This window comes from Serratia sp. GW822-FHT06E05 (assembly GCF_058799445.1).
Window position 1 is genome coordinate 801,471 of sequence record NZ_JBXALM010000001.1, and the last position, 23,720, is coordinate 825,190.

General features: G+C 55.4%; 25 protein-coding genes and 1 pseudogene. 13 read left to right on the plus strand and 13 right to left on the minus strand.

The genetic code is table 11. The features are described 5' to 3' along the window. The first annotated feature begins 73 nt into the window (after positions 1-73). On the plus strand, positions 74-664 hold the full coding sequence (pth, locus tag AC1RKC_RS03670; protein WP_020826441.1) for an aminoacyl-tRNA hydrolase: 591 nt from the start codon (positions 74-76) through the stop codon (positions 662-664). A gap of 39 nt (positions 665-703) precedes the next feature. On the opposite strand, the gene AC1RKC_RS03675 is transcribed toward pth, so the two are convergent. Beyond that, positions 704-2,233 (minus strand): SulP family inorganic anion transporter, encoded by a 1,530-nt coding sequence (locus AC1RKC_RS03675; protein ID WP_493092121.1) that lies wholly within the window; start codon positions 2,231-2,233, stop codon positions 704-706. A gap of 331 nt (positions 2,234-2,564) precedes the next feature. Between AC1RKC_RS03675 and ychF the strand changes: the two genes are divergently transcribed. The 3 genes from ychF (at position 2,565) to AC1RKC_RS03690 (ending at position 4,879) form a co-directional block, all read left to right on the plus strand. After that, positions 2,565-3,656: a redox-regulated ATPase YchF gene (gene ychF / locus AC1RKC_RS03680; RefSeq protein WP_020826439.1), complete on the plus strand. Its 1,092-nt coding sequence runs from the start codon at positions 2,565-2,567 to the stop codon at positions 3,654-3,656. A gap of 123 nt (positions 3,657-3,779) precedes the next feature. Beyond that, entirely contained in the window at positions 3,780-4,319 is a 540-nt protein-coding gene (locus AC1RKC_RS03685) for a dihydrofolate reductase family protein (RefSeq protein WP_122078672.1), read from the plus strand. Further along, positions 4,316-4,879, plus strand: a complete 564-nt coding sequence (locus tag AC1RKC_RS03690) for a TetR/AcrR family transcriptional regulator (protein ID WP_261138302.1) — start codon at positions 4,316-4,318, stop codon at positions 4,877-4,879. The genes AC1RKC_RS03685 and AC1RKC_RS03690 overlap by 4 nt, the downstream gene beginning before the upstream one ends. Here AC1RKC_RS03690 and AC1RKC_RS03695 read toward each other — a convergent pair. The 6 genes from AC1RKC_RS03695 to AC1RKC_RS03720 all read right to left on the minus strand — a co-directional run bounded on the left by AC1RKC_RS03695 (position 4,865) and on the right by AC1RKC_RS03720 (position 9,728). Further along, on the minus strand, positions 4,865-5,458 hold the full coding sequence (locus AC1RKC_RS03695) for an ATP-dependent Clp protease proteolytic subunit (RefSeq protein WP_176983933.1): 594 nt from the start codon (positions 5,456-5,458) through the stop codon (positions 4,865-4,867). The two genes, AC1RKC_RS03690 and AC1RKC_RS03695, sit on opposite strands and share 15 nt — an antisense overlap. Positions 5,459-5,499: 41 nt before the next feature. Next, entirely contained in the window at positions 5,500-5,838 is a 339-nt protein-coding gene (locus tag AC1RKC_RS03700) for an SRPBCC family protein (protein WP_490635764.1), read from the minus strand. Next, complete coding sequence (locus tag AC1RKC_RS03705) at positions 5,835-6,149, minus strand: ArsR/SmtB family transcription factor (RefSeq protein ID WP_020826416.1); 315 nt, start codon at positions 6,147-6,149, stop codon at positions 5,835-5,837. The genes AC1RKC_RS03700 and AC1RKC_RS03705 overlap by 4 nt, the downstream gene beginning before the upstream one ends. An 81-nt stretch (positions 6,150-6,230) precedes the next feature. Beyond that, positions 6,231-7,502, minus strand: coding sequence for a NupC/NupG family nucleoside CNT transporter (locus AC1RKC_RS03710; RefSeq protein ID WP_128864276.1), 1,272 nt, complete (start codon positions 7,500-7,502; stop codon positions 6,231-6,233). A gap of 172 nt (positions 7,503-7,674) precedes the next feature. Continuing rightward, complete coding sequence (locus tag AC1RKC_RS03715; protein WP_261159214.1) at positions 7,675-8,613, minus strand: pseudouridine-5'-phosphate glycosidase; 939 nt, start codon at positions 8,611-8,613, stop codon at positions 7,675-7,677. Next, positions 8,610-9,728 carry a PfkB family carbohydrate kinase gene (locus AC1RKC_RS03720; RefSeq protein ID WP_020826413.1) on the minus strand — a complete coding sequence of 373 codons (1,119 nt, stop codon included), beginning with the start codon at positions 9,726-9,728 and terminating at the stop codon, positions 8,610-8,612. Before AC1RKC_RS03720 ends, AC1RKC_RS03715 begins: the two co-directional genes overlap by 4 nt. A gap of 420 nt (positions 9,729-10,148) precedes the next feature. Between AC1RKC_RS03720 and AC1RKC_RS03725 the strand changes: the two are divergent. Continuing rightward, positions 10,149-10,238: pseudogene (locus AC1RKC_RS03725) on the plus strand (MGH1-like glycoside hydrolase domain-containing protein); the annotation flags it as partial. A gap of 49 nt (positions 10,239-10,287) precedes the next feature. Here the strand turns inward: AC1RKC_RS03725 and AC1RKC_RS03730 are convergent. Beyond that, positions 10,288-10,713, minus strand: a complete 426-nt coding sequence (locus AC1RKC_RS03730) for a universal stress protein (protein ID WP_046373839.1) — start codon at positions 10,711-10,713, stop codon at positions 10,288-10,290. 171 nt (positions 10,714-10,884) lie between these two features. Further along, positions 10,885-12,282 carry a cytochrome-c peroxidase gene (locus tag AC1RKC_RS03735; RefSeq protein ID WP_493092116.1) on the minus strand — a complete coding sequence of 466 codons (1,398 nt, stop codon included), beginning with the start codon at positions 12,280-12,282 and terminating at the stop codon, positions 10,885-10,887. Between the two features lie 480 nt (positions 12,283-12,762). On the opposite strand from AC1RKC_RS03735, the gene AC1RKC_RS03740 reads away from it, so the two are divergent. Continuing rightward, a complete protein-coding gene (locus tag AC1RKC_RS03740) occupies positions 12,763-13,029 on the plus strand; it encodes a DUF2024 family protein (RefSeq protein ID WP_020826410.1) in 267 nt (88 codons plus the stop codon). Further along, positions 13,026-13,280 carry a Rho-binding antiterminator gene (locus AC1RKC_RS03745; RefSeq protein WP_020826409.1) on the plus strand — a complete coding sequence of 85 codons (255 nt, stop codon included), beginning with the start codon at positions 13,026-13,028 and terminating at the stop codon, positions 13,278-13,280. The genes AC1RKC_RS03740 and AC1RKC_RS03745 overlap by 4 nt, the downstream gene beginning before the upstream one ends. Positions 13,281-13,310: 30 nt before the next feature. Here the strand turns inward: AC1RKC_RS03745 and AC1RKC_RS03750 are convergent, their stop codons facing one another. Together AC1RKC_RS03750 and AC1RKC_RS03755 are read right to left on the minus strand one after the other, a co-directional pair. Next, positions 13,311-13,829: a hypothetical protein gene (locus AC1RKC_RS03750; protein WP_187962723.1), complete on the minus strand. Its 519-nt coding sequence runs from the start codon at positions 13,827-13,829 to the stop codon at positions 13,311-13,313. Between the two features lie 117 nt (positions 13,830-13,946). Further along, the gene (locus AC1RKC_RS03755) at positions 13,947-14,768 is read right to left on the minus strand and encodes a carbon-nitrogen hydrolase family protein (protein ID WP_197820579.1); all 822 of its coding nucleotides are present in this window, start codon (positions 14,766-14,768) and stop codon (positions 13,947-13,949) included. 86 nt (positions 14,769-14,854) lie between these two features. Between AC1RKC_RS03755 and AC1RKC_RS03760 the strand changes: the two genes are divergently transcribed. From AC1RKC_RS03760 to lhgO, 6 genes are all read left to right on the plus strand, one after another. Beyond that, positions 14,855-15,634 carry a helix-turn-helix transcriptional regulator gene (locus tag AC1RKC_RS03760; protein WP_020826406.1) on the plus strand — a complete coding sequence of 260 codons (780 nt, stop codon included), beginning with the start codon at positions 14,855-14,857 and terminating at the stop codon, positions 15,632-15,634. Positions 15,635-15,764: 130 nt separating this feature from the next. Further along, positions 15,765-16,580 carry a methionine ABC transporter substrate-binding lipoprotein MetQ gene (metQ, locus tag AC1RKC_RS03765; RefSeq protein WP_493092113.1) on the plus strand — a complete coding sequence of 272 codons (816 nt, stop codon included), beginning with the start codon at positions 15,765-15,767 and terminating at the stop codon, positions 16,578-16,580. Positions 16,581-16,771: 191 nt separating this feature from the next. Beyond that, positions 16,772-17,806 carry a TAXI family TRAP transporter solute-binding subunit gene (locus AC1RKC_RS03770; RefSeq protein WP_046373844.1) on the plus strand — a complete coding sequence of 345 codons (1,035 nt, stop codon included), beginning with the start codon at positions 16,772-16,774 and terminating at the stop codon, positions 17,804-17,806. A 9-nt stretch (positions 17,807-17,815) separates the two neighbouring features. Continuing rightward, positions 17,816-19,774: a TRAP transporter permease gene (locus AC1RKC_RS03775; RefSeq protein ID WP_493092110.1), complete on the plus strand. Its 1,959-nt coding sequence runs from the start codon at positions 17,816-17,818 to the stop codon at positions 19,772-19,774. Continuing rightward, positions 19,764-20,480 carry a FadR/GntR family transcriptional regulator gene (locus AC1RKC_RS03780; RefSeq protein WP_260628920.1) on the plus strand — a complete coding sequence of 239 codons (717 nt, stop codon included), beginning with the start codon at positions 19,764-19,766 and terminating at the stop codon, positions 20,478-20,480. Before AC1RKC_RS03775 ends, AC1RKC_RS03780 begins: the two co-directional genes overlap by 11 nt. 2 nt (positions 20,481-20,482) lie before the next feature. Beyond that, a complete protein-coding gene (gene lhgO, locus AC1RKC_RS03785; RefSeq protein WP_201895379.1) occupies positions 20,483-21,673 on the plus strand; it encodes an L-2-hydroxyglutarate oxidase in 1,191 nt (396 codons plus the stop codon). Positions 21,674-21,705: 32 nt separating this feature from the next. On the opposite strand, the gene AC1RKC_RS03790 is transcribed toward lhgO, so the two are convergent. Both AC1RKC_RS03790 and AC1RKC_RS03795 read right to left on the minus strand, forming a co-directional pair. Next, positions 21,706-22,623, minus strand: a complete 918-nt coding sequence (locus tag AC1RKC_RS03790) for a sugar ABC transporter substrate-binding protein (protein WP_020826400.1) — start codon at positions 22,621-22,623, stop codon at positions 21,706-21,708. A 62-nt stretch (positions 22,624-22,685) separates the two neighbouring features. Continuing rightward, positions 22,686-23,714, minus strand: coding sequence for an ABC transporter permease (locus AC1RKC_RS03795; RefSeq protein WP_020826399.1), 1,029 nt, complete (start codon positions 23,712-23,714; stop codon positions 22,686-22,688). Between the last annotated feature and the right edge of the window lie 6 nt (positions 23,715-23,720).

Sequence of the window (23,720 nt, forward strand, 5' to 3'; positions counted from 1 at the left end):
GGATTTTGTCATTCGTGGCATCGGCAGGTAGACTATTGCCCTTTCCATTATATCGATCATAGCGAATCTCCCAGTGAGCAGTATTAAATTGATAGTCGGCCTGGCGAATCCGGGCGCTGAATACGCGCAGACGCGGCACAACGCCGGCGCCTGGTACGTCGATTTACTGGCCCAGCGCCATAACCAGCAGCTCAAAGAAGAGAGCAAGTTCTTCGGCTACACCGCCCGGCTGAACCTGGCCGGCAACGACGTGCGGCTGTTGGTGCCTACCACCTTTATGAACCTCAGCGGCAAAGCGGTATTGGCAATGGCCAATTTCTACCGCATCGAGCCGGACGAAATCCTGGTGGCGCATGACGAGCTGGATATTCCCCCCGGCGTTGCCAAGATCAAACTGGGTGGCGGCAACGGTGGCCACAACGGGCTGAAGGATATTCAGAACAAATTTGGCAATAACCCGAATTTCTACCGCTTGCGCATCGGCATCGGCCACCCGGGCGATAAAAATAAAGTGGTAGGTTTCGTGCTCGGCAAGCCGCCGGCCAGCGAACAAAAAATGATTGATGAAGCGATCGATGAAGCCGCACGCTGTACGGAAGTGCTGCTGACTGACGGGTTGGAAAAAACCGTTCGTCGCCTGCACAGCTTCAAGGCGCAGGCCTGATCATCGTTGCAGCGGGCATCGCGCCCGCTGCAATCTGCCTTAGGTGCGCAGTTTAAAGGTTTCTTCGCCGACGTTAGCGTCATCGGTTTGGTAACCCTCTTCCGCCACGTAATATTGCGGATCGTCCAGTTCATGGCTGCAAAACGGGCCGGCCTGTTTCAACAGGCGTACACAGTCACCGCTCAGATGACGTAGCCGAATGGTTTTCCCCGCCGCCAGATAGCGTGCCGTCAGCTTATCAATCGCCTCCACGCCGCTGGAATCCATCACCCGGGTACCGGCAAAATCCAGCACCACATTTTGCGGATCGTTTTTCGGTTCGAACAGTTCGGCAAAGGCCGTGGTGGAGCCGAAGAACAGCGGCCCGTCCAACTGATATACCGCCACCTCGCCTTCCACCCGATGCTGACGCACGCGAATACGTGCCTGCTGCCAGGCAAATACCAGCGCCGAAATGATCACCCCGCTGATCACCGCCATCGCCAGATCGGTAAAGATGGTAATCAGGGTCACCAGCAGCATCACCAGCGCATCCGCCTTCGGCATCCGGCGCAGACGGCGCAGCGAGCTCCACTCAAAGGTGTTGTAACACACCACCAGCATCACCCCGGCCAACGCCGCCACCGGCAACAGGCCGATATAGCCCGACAGGCTGACCACAAACAGAATCAGCAGTATCGCGCCAACCACGCCGGAAATACGCCCACGCCCGCCTGAAGTGAAGTTGATGATCGACTGGCCAATCATTGCGCAACCGGCGAAACAACCAAACAGGCCACAAACCGCGTTGCCTGCCCCCTGGGCGATGCTCTCGCGGTTGCCGTTGCCTTTCTTGCCGCCCATTTCATCCAGCACCGTCATGGTAAGCAGCGATTCGATCAGCCCCACCAGCGCGATTACCACTGCGTACGGCAACACCACTTTCAGCATCTCGAGGGTAAAAGGCGCCATCGGCAGGCTGAAGTGCGGTAATGCACCGGAAATGTCCGCCAAATCGCCGACCCGCAGCGTTTGCAGGTTAAACCCGATTGCCAGAGCAGACACCACGATAAGCGCCGCCAGTGACGCGGGGATGATGCGCGTTAACCGTGGGAAGAACACCACCACCAGGATCGCCAGCGCCACCAGCCCATACATCAGCGGCCCCTGCCCGGCAATCATATGCAGTTGCGCCAGCATAATGACAATCGCCAACCCGTTCACGAAGCCGTGAACCGCGGGCAGCGGCACCAGTCGGATAAACTTACCCAGGCGGAAAATGCCGATCAGGATTTGGATAACCCCGGCAAAAATCGTCGCCCACAGTACGTACCCCATGCCGTACTGCGCCGCCAGGCTCATCAGCACCACCACGATTGAACCGGCCGCACCCGACACCATGCCCGGCTTGCCGCCAAACAGCGCGGTGACCAGCCCGATAATAAAGGCGGTGTGCAACCCGACGATCGGAGAAAGCCCGGCAACCAGCGAAAAGCCGACCGCTTCCGGGATCATTGAAACCGCCACCACAAAGCCCGCCAGCACCTCGTTCTTGACGGCCGACAGCCTGAAATTGTTCAGGTTAAACATGGATTATTCACTTCTGACAGATAAAACACATTCCCGCAGCACGGGAACCAAGGCCGCAGGGCGCGGCAAACCTCAGGAGGAAGATAGCTTAGGGTGGACTGGGCAAGAAGGACATCCGGCACGTTTCCTGTAGGTTAATCAGAAGTGTCAGTATGTGTAAATGTGATCCAAATCTCAATCAAAAACCGGCACTGCCTCGGCATTTACCCATCACACACAGCCAGATCGAGAAAAACGGCCATTACGTGTATAATGGCGCCATTATTTCGTCCTTTATGCAGTGGGTTAAACCTAACCGGCTGATAGTTAAGATATTTAAGGTGATAACAACATGGGATTCAAATGCGGTATCGTCGGCCTGCCTAACGTAGGCAAATCCACCCTGTTCAACGCGTTGACCAAAGCGGGTATCGAAGCAGCCAACTTCCCGTTCTGCACCATTGAACCTAACACCGGTGTGGTGCCGATGCCCGATCCGCGTCTGGACCAGCTGGCCGAGATCGTCAAGCCACAGCGTATCCTGCCGACCACCATGGAATTCGTCGACATCGCCGGCCTGGTCAAGGGCGCGTCCAAAGGTGAAGGTCTGGGTAACCAGTTCCTGACCAACATCCGCGAAACCGAAGCGATTGGCCACGTGGTTCGCTGCTTCGAAAACGACAACATCATCCACGTTAACAACAAAGTTGACCCGGCTGACGACATCGACGTCATCAACACCGAACTGGCCTTGTCGGATCTCGACACCTGCGAACGCGCGATCCACCGCGTGCAGAAGAAAGCCAAAGGCGGCGACAAAGACGCGAAAGCGGAACTGGCAGCCCTGGAAAAATGCCTGCCACAGCTGGAAAACGCCGGCATGCTGCGTGCGCTGGATCTGTCCGAAGAAGACAAGGCGGCAATCCGCTACCTGAGCTTCCTGACGCTGAAACCAACCATGTACATCGCCAACGTCAACGAAGACGGTTTCGAAAACAACCCGTACCTGGACAAAGTGCGTGAAATCGCTGCGGGCGAAGGCTCGGTGGTGGTTGCCGTGTGCGCCGCAGTAGAATCCGATATCGCCGAGCTGGAAGACGAAGATCGCGAAGAATTCATGGCCGAACTGGGCCTGGAAGAGCCGGGCCTGAACCGCGTGATCCGTGCCGGTTACGAGCTGCTGAACCTGCAGACCTACTTCACCGCCGGTGTTAAAGAAGTCCGCGCCTGGACCATCCCGGTCGGCGCTACCGCCCCGCAGGCAGCTGGCAAGATCCACACCGACTTCGAAAAAGGCTTTATCCGCGCCCAGACCATCGCTTTTGAAGACTTCATCACCTACAAGGGTGAGCAAGGTGCCAAAGAAGCCGGCAAGATGCGTTCAGAAGGTAAAGACTACATCGTTAAAGACGGCGACGTGATGAACTTCTTGTTTAACGTCTAACTCCCGCCTCTGCAGCAAACTCCAAAATCCACGCCCCGGCGTGGATTTTTTGTTTTAACCGGTAATGTTGATTTTGGGCCATACCAACGCAATAATATACAGCGTATAAATATGGAGCATTCAATGATCACTACACACGTTTTCATCGCCACCAGCCTGGACGGTTTTATCGCTCGGCAAGATGGCGACATCGACTGGTTATTGCAACGCGACACCTCGGCCGAAGATCATGGTTTCGATACCTTTATCGCTGACAAAGACATGATCCTGATGGGGAGAGGGACTTATGAAAAGGTACTCACCTTCGATAGCTGGCCTTATGACCTCCCGGTACTCGTACTGTCCAAACAACTGGCCAATGAGCCGGTCCCTCCAGCCCTGACAGGTAAAGTCCGGTTCGCCAACCTCACGCCAAAGTATGCGCTTGAGCAGTTGGCCGCGCAGAATGTGCACCGCGTCTATGTGGATGGTGGGCAATTAATACAGTCCTTTCTGCGCGAGGGGTTGATTAGCGATATGGTGATCACCAAGGTTCCCGTACTGCTTGGCTCGGGCAGGCCTCTGTTCGGCTCACTGCAACAGGACATTGATTTAAAATTACTGTCGAACCGGAGCTTTCCTTCGGGCCTGGTGCAATCCCACTATCAGGTATTGCCCCAATGACTCGTCCACGCGGGCGTCCAACCAACGGAAAAGGAGTAACGCGGGATGACATTCTGGATTCCGCTCTTGGCCTGCTGGATGAAAGTGGTGGACAAGGGCTGACGATGCGTACACTCGCCACTCGGCTGGGCGTCACGCCGATGAGCCTGTATCACCATATTGGTGATCTGGCCGGGCTATTGCGTGCTTTGTCCGATCGCGTCTATGCCGAAGCCATGGAGGGGTTGAACGGATTGGCTGATCCGCGGACAGAAATTCGAACATTGCTCACGCGCTATCATCGCGCAGTCGGCTATCACCCCCAGCTCACGCTGGCAATCTTTGCCACGCCTGAGGCCTTTACCGGGGTCACCCGGGAGATTACCGATCGCCTTACGGCCTTACTGGCTGAGATGACGACAGAGCCCCTACAGTGGCGCGATATTTTGGTTGATCATGCCCATGGCAGCGGTTTAGCCCTTGTCGCGGTGCGGGGAGACTCTCTACAGGCGCAGAGCCTGCAAGAACAGTATCTACAGGCCCTCGATCGTCTGCTGGACAGCGTGTCAGCGCGCCCGTAGCACCTTATCCACCAGCCCCCACTCTACCGCTTGGTCGGCGCTCATAAAGCGGTCGCGATCGAGCGCGCGCTCAACCTCTTCGTAGCTACGACCGCAGTGTTCGGCGTACAGGCGGATCACGGTGTGCTTGGTGCGTTTCATCTCTTCGGCGTGAATCAAAATATCCGATGCCTGGCCCTGAAAACCGCCCAGTGGCTGGTGCACGTGCAGGCTGGCATTGGGCAGCGCCATCCGGTGGCCGGCTTCTCCCGCCATCAGCAGGAATGACCCCATCGAGCGAGCTGTGCCCATACACAGCGTATGCACCGGTGCATTGATGTACTGCATAGTGTCGTAGATGGCGAAGCCGCTGGTGATCACCCCGCCCGGTGAATTGATATATAAATTTATGGGTTTCTCGGGGTTCTCAGCTTCGAGAAACAGCAGTTGAGCACAGAGCATTTCTGCCACCTGATCGTTGACCTCGCCGTTCAGGAAAACGATGCGGTCGCGCAGCAGCCGCGAATAAATGTCGAACGAACGTTCTCCCTGGCTGGTCTGTTCTACCACCATCGGGACGAGCAGCATCGATTCACGCATCGGTGAACTCCTGTTTTCAGATTGGAATAATGAGTTGAGCGTCAGGCAGCGCGCATCAGCTGCAATCCACCGTCGTTCGCGGCCGTCAACCTGGCGTCGTCGAGTCGGTGAATGACGCGTAACAGGCTTCTGCCGTCGGCGGCGGGCAGAATTTGCAAGGTCACGGTACTTTCGAGGTACGGCGGTCGATCATCACGCATCCGGTAGCTGATTGCTTCGCCCGGCGTTATCACTACCGGTTCGGTATCGGCCAGTTCGGCATTCGGTAACCATTGTTCGCGCAATGCCGGGATCCCGATAGCCCGCCAGACTTTCTCTGGCGACGCATCGAGTTGATACTCCAGCACCAGCGGCGGCTGCGTGGCGTCGGTTGGGGTCATTGATCCATGTCCTTTAGCAAAACATTCAGCCTGTCGATGCGTGCCGGCCAGAAGGCACGGTACTTGTCCAGCCATTGCGCGATGACCGCCAACCCTTGCGGGTCAACCTGATAATTGACGAAACGCCCCTGGCGCGCCTCGCACACCAGCCCCGCCTGCCGCAACACGGCCAGGTGTTGAGACATCGCAGATTGGCTGATCGTCATGCCTTCACGCAGTGCGCTGGCATTCATGCCGCCAGTGGCCAGTTTTTCGAAGATGCTGCGCCGGGTGGGATCCGCCAGCGCTTTGAAGAGGTCATTTTCATTCATGACTATACATTAGTAGTCACTTATCTAATGCGCAAGTTTAGCGCGGAAAATAATCACGCTCACGCCAAAGAAAGGGCGTGATCATAATGCCACGCTCAAAGCACCGAGACCGATAAACAGCCCGGCGATGGTGGCGCTCATCAGATTAGACAAGGTAGCGGCCAGCAGCGCGCGCAAGCCCAGGCTGGCAATATCCGAAGCGCGTTCCGGTGCTACCGCGCTGAACGCCCCCACCACCACGGCTATCGAGCCGAAGTTGGCGAACCCGCACAGTGCGAAAGAGATGACGGCGATGGTTTTAGGATCGAGCACCGCGACGCTGTCTTTGAGATAGGCTGAAAAATTCACGTATGCGACAAATTCGTTTATCGCCAGCTTCTGGCCAATCAGCCCACCTACTACCCCAGCGTTATCCCAGCTAACCCCCATGATATAAGCCAAAGGCGAGAACACATATCCGAACAACCTTTCCAGGCTGAGCTGTTGCCAGCCAAACAGGCTGCCGACGCCGCCAATCAGGCCATTAATCAGCGCAATTAACGCCACAAAGGCCATTACCACGGTAGCGACGCCCACGGCTATTTTCAGCCCGAGCATCGCTCCACTGGCCGCGGCTTCGATAATGCTCGCCGGGCGTTTTTCACTGAACGCCATCTGGCTGAACTCGACCTGCGACGCCTCGGTTGCCGGGCTCAGCATACGTGCGAACAGAATGCCGCCGGGGATCGCCATCAACGATGCCGCCAGCAGATATTCAATCGGTACGCCAAGGCCGGCATACCCCACCAACATTGAGCCGGCGATCGACGCCATTCCGCTGCAAATGACGGTAAACAGCTCATTGCGGCTCATCTTGTTAATAAAAGGCTTAAGCACCGCAGGCAGCTCGTTTTGCCCTAAAAAGATGGTGGTCACCGCGGCAAAAGCCTCAACCTTGCTGATGCTCAGCATCTTTTGGAATACGTAGCCCAACAGATTAATCACCCACCCCATCACGCCGAGGTAATAGAGAATCGAAATCAGTGCGGTAATAAAAATAATGGCCGGCAGAACATGAAAAGCGAAAACAAAACCTGCGCCGTCAAACAAGACATTCATTTTAGGGCCGACCAGTCCGCCAAAAATAAATGAGCTACCGGCATCGCTGTACGAAATGACTTTATTGACTCCACCGGCAATAGCATTAACCACCCACTTACCGGCGGGCACATATAACATAATTGCGCCCAACAGCACTTGCAGTATTAATGCGCTGAAAACGGTTCTCAGGCTGATTCGTTTACGGTTGTTGGAAAAAATAAAAGCAATAAGGAGAAGAATACAGATACCTGACAGGCTGCGTAGTAAGTCCATAAATCCGTCCCTTAATACCCGTCGTATTTCAGCCGTAGCGGAAAAGTCATTGGGTATGTAAATGTACCTGTCCTGAAAGGTGAAAAGGGCAAAGCACTCCCCTCCACCTTTCAGGCTGGCGTTTTTATTTAATGTTGTTTATAGGGTAAAACTTAAGGAATAACGCGTCGTCTTAGGCGGCGGCCTCCTGATAACAACAGGCAATTTGCGCGGCCAGCTTGGCGTTGTTGAACACCAATTGAATATTGGCGGTCAGGCTGTCGCCCCCGGTCAATTCAGCCACTCTGGCCAGCAAAAATGGCGTGCTGTCCTTGCCCTGAACGCCTTGTTCAACCGATTCCCGCACGGCACGCTCAATGGCGGCATTAATTTTTTCCTCCGGCACCGCATACTGCGCCGGGATCGGGTTGGCAATCACCATGCCGCCATCCAGACCGGTCTGCCACTTGGTGGCCATGGCGCGGGCGATCTCCGCCGGGGCATCCAACTGAATGCTGACCCTGAAGGGGCTGGTGCGGCAAAAGAATGCCGGCAGCGTTTGGGTCTGGTAGCCGATCAGCGGTACGCCGTGGGTTTCGAGGTATTCGGTGGTCAGCCCCAAATCCAAAATAGACTTGGCACCGGCGCAGATCACCGCGACATTGGTGCGTGCCAGCTCCTGCAGATCCGCCGAGATATCAAACGTGTGTTCTGCGCCGCGGTGCACGCCGCCGATGCCACCGGTGGCAAAGACGTGAATGCCCGCCATCTCGGCAATAATCATGGTTGAGGCCACGGTGGTCGCCCCGTGTTTACCGGCGGCGACGATGAACGGCAGATCGCGACGGCTCACTTTCGCCACCTTATGGCCCTCTTTACCCAGCAGTTCTATTTCCTCACGGCTTAATCCCGCCTTCATGCGGCCGTTAATGATGGCGATGGTCGCGGGCACCGCGCCGTGATCGCGGATCTTTTGTTCCACTTCCAGCGCCGTCTGCGCGTTCTGTGGGTACGGCATACCGTGAGAAATGATGGTGGATTCCAGAGCCACAACCGGGCGTTTGTGGGCCAAAGCCTCGGCAACCTCCGGCGAAATGTCCAGATAGTCATGGGAAATCATGTTATTTTTCATGCTTGTAGCTCCAACAGTTTTTGTACGCTGCCATTCGACAGGTTCGGGTTATTGGTAAATTCGGATGCCAGCGTCAATGCCGAGCAACCCTGCGCAAAACGAATGCTGTCCGCCAGCGTCATATCTTCCAGCCAGCAATGGGCCAGGCCCGCCATCATGGCGTCGCCGGCCCCGGTCACATTGACGATGTCGACGACCAGTGGCTGCGACCAGCCGTTTTGCCCATCAATTTCGCTGTAATAAACCCCGGCTGGCCCCATGCTGAGCGCCAGGCGTTGTACCCCTTGTTGATGGAACCAGCGGGCCACCGCTGGCGCATCCTGCGGCCCGTGGATCGCCATGCCGCTGAGGATCTCGGCTTCGAGGCGATTGGGCTTGAGAGTATGGATATGCGAGAGCCAACGGCGGATTTTGGGCGCTTTAAATGCCGATACGGTGTCAACAAACACCGGCACGCTGCCGGAGTGCCCGAATAGCCAGGCCAGTGCGTCCTCGGTCAGGTTGCAGTCAACCACCAGCACGCCCGCATGCAGGATCAACTCTTTAGACGTGGCCAATAACGCCGGTGTGAGTTTCTCGAGAATGCGCATGTCGTTAATCGCCACCAGCATTTCGCCGTTGTTATCGAGTAAGGAGACATAGGTCGAAGTATTTTCACCGTGCAATTTATGGAAGCTGTCGACATGTACCCCCGCCAGCTTTGCCTGTTCGAATAAGGTTTCGCCATAGAAGTCGTCACCGACGACGGAAATAAGGTGACACTCCCGGCCTAATAAGGCGACATTCTGCGCAATATTTCTGCCGACCCCACCTGGCGTGCATTTTATTTTTCCCGGGTTGGAATCTTCATACACTAATTTAGAGGAAGCATAACCGCAGACATCCATATTGGTAGAACCTACGGTTACCACATAGCTGTGCTCCGACAATATATAACCCTTACCCTTTATATATCCTTTATTCATTAAATTCATAATGTGCCCGGCGACACCAGAGCGGCTAATACCTAAAACATCGGCAATTTCCTGCTGTGGGATCAAAGGATCACGTCTCAGAAGATGCAATATCTGTTTTTCTCTGCTGGTCATATTGGACACTTGTTTGTTTTTAAACATACGTTTGTTTTATATCGGGCATGAAAAACAGTAAAGTGGGATTAAAGGCTTTAGCGAAGATTTGGGAAGAGGATCGTAAGATGAATGAACCGGGTTTCAGCGTTAATTCTGTGATACCCATCAAATAATAAAGTCGGTTTGATCTTTCAAAAAGAGTCAAAAATAATCATTAGCCGAGACACAGCATTTTATTCTTATAATAATCTTAATAAAACAACCGGATAGGATTTCCATGCGTATAACCTAACTTATGTTTGGTTAGTCGCATCTTGCGCTTTTTTCGAGGGTTGGGGCAGCCGGTGTTCTCATCGAAAAGAGATGGCTTTCACATTTGGACTTTAAATAAAGCAGCGGCCCGAAATCTCTGCCTCGTTTTACGTGCCCTCAGCGACACGCCGAGGGTGCAGTATCATCCGCATCCCGCTGACCGGCATGCAACAGGGCGCGCCGAATTTCTCCTGGAGCGCGGCGCACCTCTACATGTTGTATAACGACTTTTTCACCCGCTAATCTGTCCGTCACCCTGCCAGAGTGAATACTGGCAGGGTTAATCAACTGGCTACTGTTTGATCGGGATGACCAGTACGTCGACATTCAACTGGTTTATGGCATGCTGGGTTGAGGAAAACAGCTTGTTCCACAGATCGTGGTGATGGCCAAAAACCACCAGATCGACACTTTTATCCACCACGGCATTCTTCAACTCTTCGATAAAATCACCGTGTCCGATGATCACCTCGTTGATCGGGTAATTCACATTCTGGGTCAGCGGCTCCAGCTCTTTCTTGATCTTCTCTTCAAAAGGTACGCCGTCGTAGCTTCGCTCAGAAAAACCAATCGCCGCATGGTAGGTATCGTAGTGGATATCCACGTAGATCAGAGAGAGCCTGGCCTGCAGCGCCGCGGCCAATCTCGCGCTTTTTTCCACCAGCCGTTTTCCGTCATCACTCAGGTCGGTGGCAATCATAATATGTTGATAGCACATAGCGCCTCCTGTCATTGATTCATAGAGACCCCGGTTTGCACGGCAACATTTCTGTTGTCCCGTTATGGATAATTTTAGTTCAGAAACCGGAGAGACGAACGGGCATCTTGCCGTTGGAACAGCCCCGTTACCGGGGCTGGAGATACCATGATGACGCGGGCCGTCAGCCCGTTATTTCTGGCTTTGGGTGTAAGGGGTATATACGCCCGTCAGGCTCTCGAGGAAGGCAACAATATCATCGACATCCTGCTGCGGCAGTTCGGTACCCACCTGATAGCGCAGCATCAGTTTGACCGCCTCATCCAGCGTGGCGACATCCCCGCGATGGAAGTAAGGCGCCGTCAGTGCCACATTGCGCAAGCCGGGCACCTTCTGCCGTAGCCTGTCGCGCGCTTCGCTGGTGACGTTCATGCGCCCGATATCCGCGGCGGTAATTTCCCCAAAATTGAAGTCGCGTTTCAGCCCCAAAGGCTCGAAGGAACGCCCACCGAGAATGGTTCCTCCGTGGCAAGTGGCGCATTTGTTGTCCTTAAACAGTTGATAACCGTGTTTCTGCTGCATCGTCATGGCTTTGTCATCGCCGCGCAGCCAGTTATCGAAAGGCGAATCCGGCGTGATTAAGGTTTTTTCAAATTCGGCGATGGCATCCGTAATAGTGTCGCCGCTGAGGCCCTGCGGGTAGGCGGCGACAAAATCACGGGTTAGTACCGGATCCTTGTCCAGCTTGCCGATGATCTCCTCCCAGGATTTGGAAGCCATTTCGATAGGGTTGAGCGGCGGTCCACCGGCCTGTACCTGCAGCGTTGGCGCACGTCCGTCCCAGAACTGCTCGCTGTTGAACACTGAGTTGAATACCGTTGGCGCATTTATCGGCCCTACCGCGCCGCCAACGCCAATCGACGTTTTTCTGCCATCTACGCCTCCGGTATTGAGCGAATGGCAGTGGGCACAAGAGAGAGTGCTGTCTCCGGAAAGGCGCGGGTCGTGATACAGTCGGAAACCCAGCGCCACTTTCTGTGCGTCGACAGGCAATGCCTTGGGGATCGGCTGAATCGGCTCATTACAGTGTTCCGCGGCAGCCTCGTTACTGGCGTAGTAACGCGCGCGCTGCTGCGCTATCCAGCCAAGCAAGGTCTCGCGCTCTTGCTCATCCACCTGCCCCGCCCAGTGCAAGGCGACATACCGTGTCGGCGGCATGGTCTTATGCTGCATTACCCATTCAATCTTGTTCAGATCGCTTTGTGATACCGCTTTATCTTCGATCAGGCTGGCACGTACAGGTTCCAGGTTAAAAGACTGATACCCGAGGCGGATATCGTATTCCATCAGCTGTTTGGCAATGGGAAATGAGGCATAGAAGGGAAGATCGGCAGAAGGTGTATGGCAATAATCGCAGCCCTTTTCTCTCAGCAATCCGAGAATCTGGTTATTCTTCTCCAGCGCAGATCGCGGTGCCTGACTGTACACCGTACGCTGAGTATCGTGATACCAAACATAGCCCGAAAGCCCCAGATAACATAAGACAATGCCGGTAAGGGACATCGCCGCAATACGGGTGACCTTTTTCATTTTCAATCCTTATAAGGTATTGCCCATCCAATAGACAGTCGCCCGGTAATAGTAGAGAGGAAGATGCGCTGCATAATTGATAACAATCAATGAATAACCCAGCCTGCGCCTATAGCTGTAATAGTGTTTGCCTATCAGCGTGCCGATATAAAATCGGCGGCTAATTTCTTGAAGCATCCCGGCATTGAAATATCCCCAGGATTTCAAACGCCCCTTTATTTTCCAAACCCGGATAGTGCTTTGATTTTATAAAAAATTAATTCGGTAAACGTGACGACAGAAATAAATCACCGGCTCTACCCGCTCATTTTCATATTGAAACGCTTCTTTAGGGTTTATGCCCCTTCCCTTGTGCTCTGCTCTCAACCGGTCATTTTGGCTAAAAGCGCCGTTGACAGGATTTTCATCAAATGCGAGGATTATGGTATCGAATCGATACCAATATAACATTCAGATAAACAAACAAAAGGGTAAATAACTATGTATATCAATGTTTTTGACACCCATGTACATACCAGGGATGGTCGCTATCTGCATTTCGACGTGTTCACCGACAGCAACGATCTGGCTCAGGCAAGACACTATGCGCAACAGTTCCTCAAACAGAACAACATTGAGGAGGACAATATCAGCCAAAGCAGCTGTGCATTCTGCCACAGCGAGTCCTCCAGCCCTGAGGTGGAGCAGGCTATTGGCCAAACGGGCTATTACATTTTTAAAATGCAGGGTTGCCAGGGGATGTCATGACAGCTTACCGGCCGATAGACTGCGAATTGCATGATTATTTGGAAATTGCCTGCCTCTACGGTTATCGGCTGAACGTTGAATTGGTTAACGGGCAGTGTTTCCAGGCAACGGCGTTAACCACCCAGACGCTGGAGAATGAGGGAGAGTTTATTTATTTCGATAATCAACGGGTTTGCCGCCTGGATCAGCTTTCGGCCATTACCCCGCAAGGGAGTCATGCCCTCTTCGGTCGCATCGCGCTGACGCAATGAGGGCAGGACAAGATAAGCCGATGGCAGGGGTCACCGCACGCGCTGGGCTTCGAACCACACGTTGCACACCGACAGGATCAGCGTGTTGGCATCTTTTACCAGCACGTTATCCCCCGGTACGCCGTCGGTACCCTGATCGGTAATGCCTTTGATTGTGGTATCGGCATGCTGGATCATCACCCGTTCAACCGCTGGCGTGCTGATGCCCAGCATCGGGAAGTCGATATAAGAACTGCTGCCGGAGTTGTCCTCAACAAACTCCTGTGCTTCCACCGTGCTGAGGGTTGCCCCCTCGCTTTTCAACTCGGTACCGTTCCAGGTGAAACTCCCTGCTTTATAACCGATCTTGCCGCCGATCAGGCCTTTCGCCTGCTGTTCATCCCAGCAACCCACGGTTTGGGTCGGCAGGATCTTGCTGATATGCCAGTTGCCCAATAACATTTTCGGGATCGGTTCCGCCACGCTCTCCGCCGCCTGAACCTGAGCTGCTGATACGCAAGTCAAAACCACCAATGGCAGCAACGCCTTGCGCCACATGTTAAATCGCATTGTCTTTTCCTTTGGCTATTCGCGCCCCGGTTGGGCTTTCCGTCATCATAATAAGCAGGCGGATCCCCCGTCAAAACAAACTGTATACCAGGGCACAAACAGGATACGCCAGGCCGATTATCCCAGTGGCCACCCCCGACGCCCCTCTTCCCCTTCAACCCACTGCGCTTCTCGCGCTAACGGTAAGCGCCGATCGTCCAGATAACGGTAGTGGCGGCGAGCCTGCTCTAGCAGGGTAAAATCCAATGTGGCCGACAGCGCCCCTGCTTCGCGGCCCAATCCGGCGACTTCGCGCCCCAGCGGATCGACAATCAGGCTTTCGCCGGCAAACTGCAATCCATCACCCTCACCGCAGCGGTTGGTCATGGCGACAAACATCTGGTTATCCTGCGCGCGGGCCAGCGCGGCATTGCGGTGCACCGGGCCATAGGGATCCATATTGCCATTCGTCACCAGCAGCAATTGGCAGCCCATAACGGCTAACGCCCGGGCATTTTCCGCGAACTCAAGATCGTAGCAAATCAGCAGCCCGATACGCGTTCCGCGCCAAACGCCGCACACTAACGTATCGCCGCGAAGAACGGTATTACGCTCATCCGGCCACAAATGGGTCTTGCGATAGTGCAGATAAATCCCCTGCTCCGGCGTGATCAGCACCGTACTGTTGAACACCCCCTCATCGGTGCGTTCAAGAAAGCCAATCACCAGCGCGACATCGTATTGGCGGCTGGCCTGAACCAGTTGCAGCAATTCCGCGCCGTCGCTTTGCAGGGCATAATCGGTGTCACCCTGCGCCGCAGCGAAACCGGTGAGCTGGGTTTCCGGGAACAGGATAAGGTTGCCGCCCTTGGCGTAACGCTCAATGAATGCCAGGGCCTGCGCCAGGTTGTCGGCAACGCAGCCTTCACGACAGGGCAATTGGGCCAGGGTTATTTCCATTTTATCCTCCACGCGGAACACAGTAGTAATAATGGTAGTATGCCCGAAACAGCCGTTCTGGCTATTCCATGACAGGGGTAACATCAGTGGGTAACAGCAGCCTTATTTCTCCCGAGACGCTGGCCTGGCATCGGGCATTCGGCCAACTGGTCGATAACCTCGACGGGGCGGATTTCTGGCTGAGCTGTGCGCGCCTGTTGAAGGGGCATATCCCGTTCGAAAACTGGGTGGCGCTGCTGTTTTCTCCCCAGCATCCACCACAGATCCTGGCTGCCAGCGACGAAAGCGACGGCAGTGACGAAGCGCTGTTTCACGATTACCAGAAAGGCCTCTATCTGCTCGATCCTTTCTACCTGGACGCCTGGGCGCGCCAACGCATCGGGCTGTTGCGCCTGGATGACGTCGCACCCGCCAATTTTGCGGCGACGGAATACTACCAACACTATTTCAACCATAACGTCGGTGGCGATGAGGTGCATTTCAACCTGCTGGTGGAGCCGCAGCGCATGCTTTGCCTGTCGTTGGGCGCCTCGCGGCGCTACAGCGATCGTCACCTCGGCATTCTGGCTCTGGTCGAAAGTTGGCTACTGCCATTGATGCGCCAGCGGATGCGTTTCGAAAACGCCAGCGATGATGGCGACAGCAACTTCTCACTGTCGTCGTTGCCCGGCGGCGCGCAATTGACGGAACGGGAAAACCAGGTCAGCCAACTGATGCTGGCAGGCTGTTCTACCAAGGAGATCGCCCGCCGCCTGCAGATTTCTATCGAGACGGTACGAGCGCATAAAAAGCACCTGTACTCGAAACTGGGCATCAACACGCAGTCCGAACTGTTTGCGCTATTTTGGCGCAGCCGCGGAGCCTGAAATCCCTCATAGCAAATCGCTATTAATCATAGAGAATCAGTATTTTATTTTAGCCAGCCGATTATCTAGAGTCAGTGCCACTCTTCAGCCTGCAATAACCAGCAGGCTATTTTGACAAGGACTCTGGGAAATGACATTTACGCTGAAAAAACTCGCCGCAGCGCTGGCGGTAACAAGCAGCCTGCTGCTGACTGCCTGTGGACCGACGGAACAAGACAACCACCACATCAAAGTCGGCATCAGCTCCGGCATCGATCAGGCTATGTGGGCGACCGTACAGAAAATCGCCAAACAGAAATACGATCTGGATGTGGAAGTGGTGACCTTCAATGACTACGTGTTGCCCAACGAAGCACTGAATAATGGCGATCTCGACATCAACTCCTTCCAGCACAAGCCTTATCTGGAAAAACAGATCCAGGAGCGCGGCTACAAACTGGTAGCGGTAGGCAATACTTTCGTTTATCCCATCGCCGGTTATTCCAAAAAAATCACGTCGCTCAGCCAACTGCCTGACGGTGCCCTGGTTGCGGTGCCCAATGACCCGACCAACCTCGGCCGTTCGCTGCTGCTGTTGCAAAAACAGGGGCTGATTGTGCTGAAAGAGGGCGTCGGGCTGCTGCCTACCTCATTGGATATCGTCAGTAATCCGAAGAAATTGAAAATCGTCGAGATTGAAGCGCCTCAGTTGCCGCGTGCGTTAGACGACAAACAGATCGCCCTGGCGATCATCAACACCAACTACTCTAGCCAAATTGGTCTGTCGCCCGCCAAGAACGGGCTGTTTGTCGAAGACAAAGATTCGCCTTACGTCAATGTTTTCGCCACTCGGGTGGATAACCAAAACAACGAAAACGTGAAGAATCTGATCAAGGCCTATCAGACCGATGAAGTTGCCGCCAGCGCCGCCGAAATCTACAAGGGCGATGCCGTTAAAGGTTGGTAATCTGCATTTCCCCCGTGGCAACCGTCACGGGGTTATCCCATCCTCCCTCACATTTCCCGCCATTTTTTGAACGCTTTTCACCCATCTTGATCACAAATCAAACAATGCTTGTTAGGTGATAAAAGCTGCAATGTTGTATACAAGTTTGCGTAAATGTTTTCTATTTGTTTCAAAAACCTCGGGTAAAAATAATGAAAAATAGAAAAATCAAGCTTTTGCTGGCTGCGGGTGCTCTGGCTGCCGTCGCGGCACTGGCGGTCGCCGGCAAGGTGGAGAATGCCGACAAGACCTTCCTTTCCGTAGCCACCGCCTCCACCGGCGGCACCTATTACCCGATGGGCGTCGGGCTGGCCAACGTCTGGAGCAACCGCCTGAAGCAGAACGGCATCCAGGTTAGCGGGCAATCCTCTGCGGGATCGATAGAGAATATCGATCTGCTGCAGAAAAACGAGGCGCAGCTGGCGATCCTGCAAAGCCTGATCGCCGTCGAAGCCTACCAGGGCGTACGCAATTTTGAAGGCCGCGCCTACGGCCATCTGCGTTCCATCTCGATGCTGTGGCCCAACGTAGAACACTTTGTGATGCTGGAAAACAAAGTCAAGGACGGCACCTTGAATGACATCGCCGGCAGCCGTTTCTCAGTTGGCCCACAGGCCAGCGGTACCGAGCAGTCCACGCTGATCATTTTGCAAGGGGTTAACCTGAGCAAGAAATCGCTGACGCCAGAATATCTGGGCTATGGCGATACCGTTTCAGCCATGCGCGACGGGCGACTTGACGGCGGCGCCCTGCCTGCCGGGGTACCGGCGGCAGCGGTAACCGACATGTTCGCCAGCGGCGTGCCCTCACGCATCCTCAACGTCACCGATGAACAGTTGGCCAACATCAACGCCATCGCCAATTCCTGGTTCCGTTTTGATATTAAAGCCGATACCTACCCACGGCAGAGTCAGGCGGTTTCCACCATCGCCCAGCCCAATATTTTGGTGGCGCTCAATGGCCTTGATGAAAAGCTGGTGTATGACCTGACCAAAACCCTGTTTGAAAACCTGCCGGAAGTGCATCAGGTCCACAGCGCCGCCAAATACATTTCGCTGGAGAATGCGCTGAAAGGGGTTTCTGTACCGCTGCATATCGGTGCTTATAAATATTATCTCGAGGCCGGGGTCAGCGTGCCCGACTATCTGATCCCACCGGAAGCGGCAGCGCTTGCCGTCAATCGATAAGGAGGTCGTATGAGCACTAACAACCTGTCGCCGCAAAATGCCGTCGATCTGGACAAAGAAGCCGGGGCCGGCAGTCGCCCGCTGAGCGGTATCTATTTGCAGTTGGCCACGGTGCTGGCCATTGCGATTTCCGCTTACGCCATTTATGCCAATGCGCTGTCGAATACCCAGGAGTTTTATCGCAATACCACGTTTCTCAGCGGTATCTTAATCCTGGGCTTCATACTGTTTCCGGTATCACGCCGCCACGCCACCAGCAAATTCAACCGCTGGGACTACCTGTTCATTATCCTGACGCTGGTCAGCTACGGCTCTTTCTACGCCAGCTATCTGGACTTGCACGTGGTGCGCAAAAGCATTCCCAATACCACCGACTACGTGATGGCGGTGATCGGTATCGGCGTGCTGTTTGAAGCCGCACGCCGCACCACGGGGTATTTCATTCCCGGACTGGCGACCTTCGCGATCGTCTATGCCCTGTTCGGCCAGTACTTTATGGGCATTTTCGGCCACGGCGGCTTCTCGTTCGAACGCCTGCTGTACCGGCTGTTTATGACCAGCGAAGGGATCTTCGGCATCACCCTGTCCACCGCCTCCACCGCTATCGTGGTATTTATCCTGTTTGGCGCGTTCCTCAGCGTCAGCGGGGCCACGGCATTGTTCAACGATTTGGCGCTGGCGATGGCCGGTCGGCGCCGCGGCGGCCCGGCGCAGGTCGCGGTGATCTCCTCGGCGCTGACCGGCTCCCTGAGCGGCAGCGCGGTGGCTAACGTCGCCACCACCGGCACCTTCACCATCCCGCTGATGAAAAGCATCGGCCTGTCGTCCCGCTTTGCCGGTGCGGTTGAAGCCACCGCCTCCACCGGCGGAATGATCATGCCGCCGATCATGGGCGCCGCCGCCTTTATCATGGCCGGCTTCCTCGGCATTTCGTATACCACCATCGTGATCGCCGCCATTATTCCCGCATTGCTCTATTACGCGGCGCTGATTATTGCCATCGATCTGGAGGCTAAAAAGCAGGGTCTGAAAGGCATCAGCAAAGAAAATATTCCCAAAGTGAAAGCGGTGCTGAAGGCACGCGGCCTGCTGTTGCTGCCGTTGATCATCGTTATCGGCACCCTGTTGTTGGGCAAAACGCCGATCTATGCCGGGTTCCTCGGCATTATTTCGATCATCGTCGCCAGTTGGATCACCCCCGATACCACCGTACGCATGACGCCGAAAAAAATCGCCGAGGCGCTGAACGAAGCGGCTCGCGGTTCTATTCAGGTGACGATAGCCTGCGCCGCCATCGGGGTAATCATCTGCGTAGTCACCATGACCGGTATCGGCTCCACGCTGGCGTTTAATATCGTCGCGATGACCAACAATACCCTGTGGATGATCCTGCTGGTGGTGATGCTGGTGTGTATCGTACTGAGTATGGGCCTGCCCTCTACCGCACTGTACATCGTGGTGGCGGTCACCGTTTCGCCGATCCTGATCAAAGCCGGCGTGATGCCGCTGGCGGCGCACTTCTTTGTGTTCTGGTTTGGCGCCTTGTCCAACATCACGCCGCCGGTAGCGCTGGCCAGTTACACCGCCGCCAGCATCGCTCGCGCCGACCCGATGCAGACCTCGTGGGATGCCGTGCGCCTGGCGTTACCGGGCTTTATCATCCCATTCATTCTGGTCTATAACCCGATGCTGCTGATGCAGGGCGACGACCTTAATGCGCTGTCGGTGATCCATATGGTGATCAGCGCATTGGTGGGGATTTATGCGCTGTCGATCGCCAGCGCCAATTTCTGGATGATGAAAACCCACTGGCTGGAGCGGGTATTGTTTACCTTTGCGGCTATCCTGCTGATTAAACCGGGGCTGCTGACCGACTTGGGCGGCGCGGCGCTGATTGTTACTGCGGCGTCCGTGCATCTGTTGCGTTTCAGGCGGAGTCATCCGCAGAGGGCTGTAAATGATCAATAAGGTTACGCGCCAGAAAGCTTCTCATCAGGTCCTGGCGCAGTTGAAGGAAGGCATCAGTAACGGCACCTTCCCCGTCGGGGAAAAACTGCCGTCAGAGAACCTGCTGGCGGAGGCCTTTGGCGTCAGCCGGGTACCCGTGCGTGAGGCGCTCGGCATTCTGGAGGTCAGCGGCATCATCTCCTCGCGGCAGGGGGGCGGCCATCGGGTAGAACAACATTCCCTGCTGAGCAAATACCAGCCGCTGGTGTTGGAAATAGCCGATCCGGGTGAAGTGGAAGCGCTGCTGGAAATGCGTGAGGTGATTGAGCAACAGGCGGCGTGTATGGCCGCCGAACGCCATACCGAGCAGGAACTGCGGGCGATTGAATTGGCCCTTAACGACTTCAAACGCTGCACCCTCGACGAAGGTTTGATTGGTCATCGAGAGGATTATCTGTTCCACCGCGCCATTATGCAGGCCTCGCACAACCCGTTTTTCGTGCAGATCCTGGATAACATGCACGAATTGTATCTCGGCGTGTTGGTGTATTCACTCAGCAAGAACCTGGGCCGTCAGGACGAGCGCCAACGGGTGATCGACGAGCACCAACGGGTATTTATGGCAATCAAGGCTCGCGATCCGGCGGCAGCCACTGCCGCTATGCAAAACCATCTCAGCAACGTACGCGGCAAATTGCGCCGCCTGGACCATGAGGAGTTAGGATAACCATGCATGACGTGATCATTATCGGCGCAGGTCTGGTGGGGTTGGGCGTCGCCAACGCGCTGCAGGAAACGAACCCCCTGCTGCGTATCCTTATCCTGGAAAAAGAAAATGGTCCGGCGGCCCACCAAAGTGGCCATAACAGTAACGTAGTGCATTCCGGCATTTACTACACACCCGGCAGCCTGAAGGCACGGCTGGCAAAACTGGGCAACCAAAGCATGTTCGCCTTCTGCCGCGAGCATGACCTCTATCAGGATCAATGTGGCAAAGTGATTGTGGCCACCCAATTGAAGGAGCTGGCTTTACTGGAGAATATCTACCAGCGCGGGCGACAGAACGGGCTGGCGGTCAGCCGATTGTCGCAGGCGCAGTTAAAGGAACGTGAGCCGCACGTCAACGGTATTGAGGCACTGCTGGTGCCCGATGCCGGTATCGTCAACTACAGCCAGGTGGCGGCAAAGCTGGCGGAAGTGATCCAGCAACGCGGCGGCGAGATCCACTATGGGCAACAGGTTGAGGGCATCATTGAAAGCAGTGACGGCGTCAGCGTGCGTACCCCTCGCGCAGAATATCAGGGCAAGTGGCTGGTTAACTGTGCCGGCCTGTTCAGTGACCGCATCGCCGCCCTGGCTGGCTATCAGACTGGGATGAAGATCGTGCCGTTCCGGGGTGAATACTTTGTGCTGAACGACGAAAAAAACTATCTGGTGAACCACCTGATCTACCCGGTACCGAACCCGGACTTCCCTTTTCTCGGCGTGCATTTTACCCGTATGTACAACGGCAAGCGCGACGTTGGCCCCAATGCGGTGCTGGCATTCAAACGTGAAGGTTACCGCAAATGCGATTTTAGCCTGCGGGATCTGAGCGAGGTGCTCGGCTATCGAGGATTCTGGAAAATCGCTGGCAATTATCTTGGCGAGGGGCTGGCAGAAGTTCGACGCTCCCTGTCACGCAAACTGTTTACCGAAAACGCACGCCAGCTTATCCCCGAGCTGCAACCGGAAGATATCCGGCCCGGCCCGGCCGGGGTTCGTGCCCAGGCGCTGACCGCCGACGGCAAACTGGTGGATGATTTTCATTTTGTGAAGGGCCGCCGCTCGCTGCACGTCTGCAATGCGCCCTCCCCGGCGGCGACCGCCTCACTGGAGATCGGCCGCGAGATCGTGCGACAACATCTTGCTGCGCTGTAATGTTAAAGCCCGCTGCCGCGGGCCTTTCCAGCTTACTTTGCCGCGTATTTTTGCATATTGGCCGGCGTGACCAGTTCAAATGGGATCCAATAATAGGGTTCCAGCTTTTCGCCCTTGATCATCCGCTGAGCCACGTCGACCGAGGCCTTGCCCTGGCCGACGGCGTCCTGGAAGACCGTGACCTGCATCTTGCCGGAAGATAATGCTTTCAGGCCGTCCGGGGTGGCGTCGATTCCGCCGATCAGCACTTTGTTGTCCTTTTTACCGGCCTGTTGCAATGCCATGATCGCGCCAATCGCCATCTCGTCGTTGTTGGCCGCGACGATATCAATGGACTCGCCGTTGGTTACCCAGTTCAGCATCAGATCCATACCCTCGCTGCGTGAGTAGTTGGCACTTTGCTTCTGCACCACTTTCATTTTCGGGTACTTCGCCACCACCTGCTCCACGTCTTTGGTGCGTTGCAGTGCACCGGCATCGGTCAGGTTACCGATCATGATGGCCACGTTGCCCTGATAATTCGCCAGGCGCGCCAGCTCTTCCATCTGCAAGGTGCCGGACTGCTTCTCGTCGGAGCCGACAAACACCACGCCGGAAGGCAGCGTGCTGTCGCCCGGCGTACGATTCACATACACCAGCGGAATACCCGCCCTGGTCACCAACTTGGTGATCGCAGGCGTGCCCGCCGAGTTGACCGGATCGACGATAATCGCGTCCACCCCGGCGCTGATAAAGCTCTGCACCTGATCGGTCTGGCGGCCAACGTCACCGCGGGCATCTTCGAACTGCACGGTAATACCGCGCGCCTTGGCCTCTTTGTCGATCGAATGGCGGATGATGGTGAGGAAATTCTGGTCAAAATAGGCCATCGACACGCCGATAGTTTCCGCCAGTACCGAGGTGGAACAGCTAAGCGCCGCCACCAGCACGATTCTTTTTAGGTATTTCATGGTGATTCCCCTGAGGTAAAAAAAACCGCCGGGCAAGCCGCACCGGCGGAGATTTACGGCAATCAGTGTTTTTTGCGGTTACGGTGCATGTCGATAGACACCGCGGCGACGATAATCACGCCTTTGATAATGTCCTGAATATAGGAGTCCACGCCGATAAAGGTGAATCCGCTTTTAATCAGCCCGAGGATCACTGCACCGATCAGCGTGCCGGTAATACGCCCAACGCCACCCATCAGGCTGCTGCCGCCGATGACCGCGGCAGCAATCGCATCCAGCTCGTAGGACATCCCCATGCTCGACTGACCGCTGCTGACGCGCGCCGCCAGGACCACGCCCGCCAGTCCGGCCAGACCGCCGGCGATGGTATAGACCGTCACCAGGTATTTATTGACGTTGATACCGGAAACTCTGGCGGAGGTCATGTTGCCGCCGATGGCGTAGATGTATTTGCCGTAGCGGGTATGCTTCAACGCGATGTGGAAGATCACCGCAATCACCAGGAAGATGATCACCGGCATCGCGCCCTGGCCGATTGAGGTGAAGCCGTCGGACAAGAAGCTGACCGGGTTACCCTGGGTGTAGTACTGCGCCAGGCCACGTGCCGACACCATCATGCCCAGAGTAGCGATAAACGGTGGAATGCCGGTACGGGTGATCAGGAAGCCGTTGATAAACCCACAAACAATACCTACCCCGATCCCCGCGCCGATCGGGATCGCCGCCGGCAGGTCGAGGAGCGCCGGGTACATCGGCGAAATGCTGTCTGAGGTTTGCGCCAGGCTGGCCGCCACCACCGCCGTCAACGCAATCAGCGAGCCGGAAGAGAGATCGATACCGGTGGTGATAATGACCTGGGTCACGCCCACCGCGATGATGCCGATAATCGCTACCTGCAACACGATCAGCAGCAGCCGGTTAGGGTTCATCAGGAATGACTGATCGCGGATGTACCAGCCGAGGATTTCAAAGACCAGCGCGATGCCGATCATCACGATAAAGATGCCGGTATCTTTCGGCATTTTGCCGCTCAGGCCAGAGAACAGGGGCGCTTTACCCGCAAGCGGCTTCTCAATTTTTACATTACTCATGGTGGT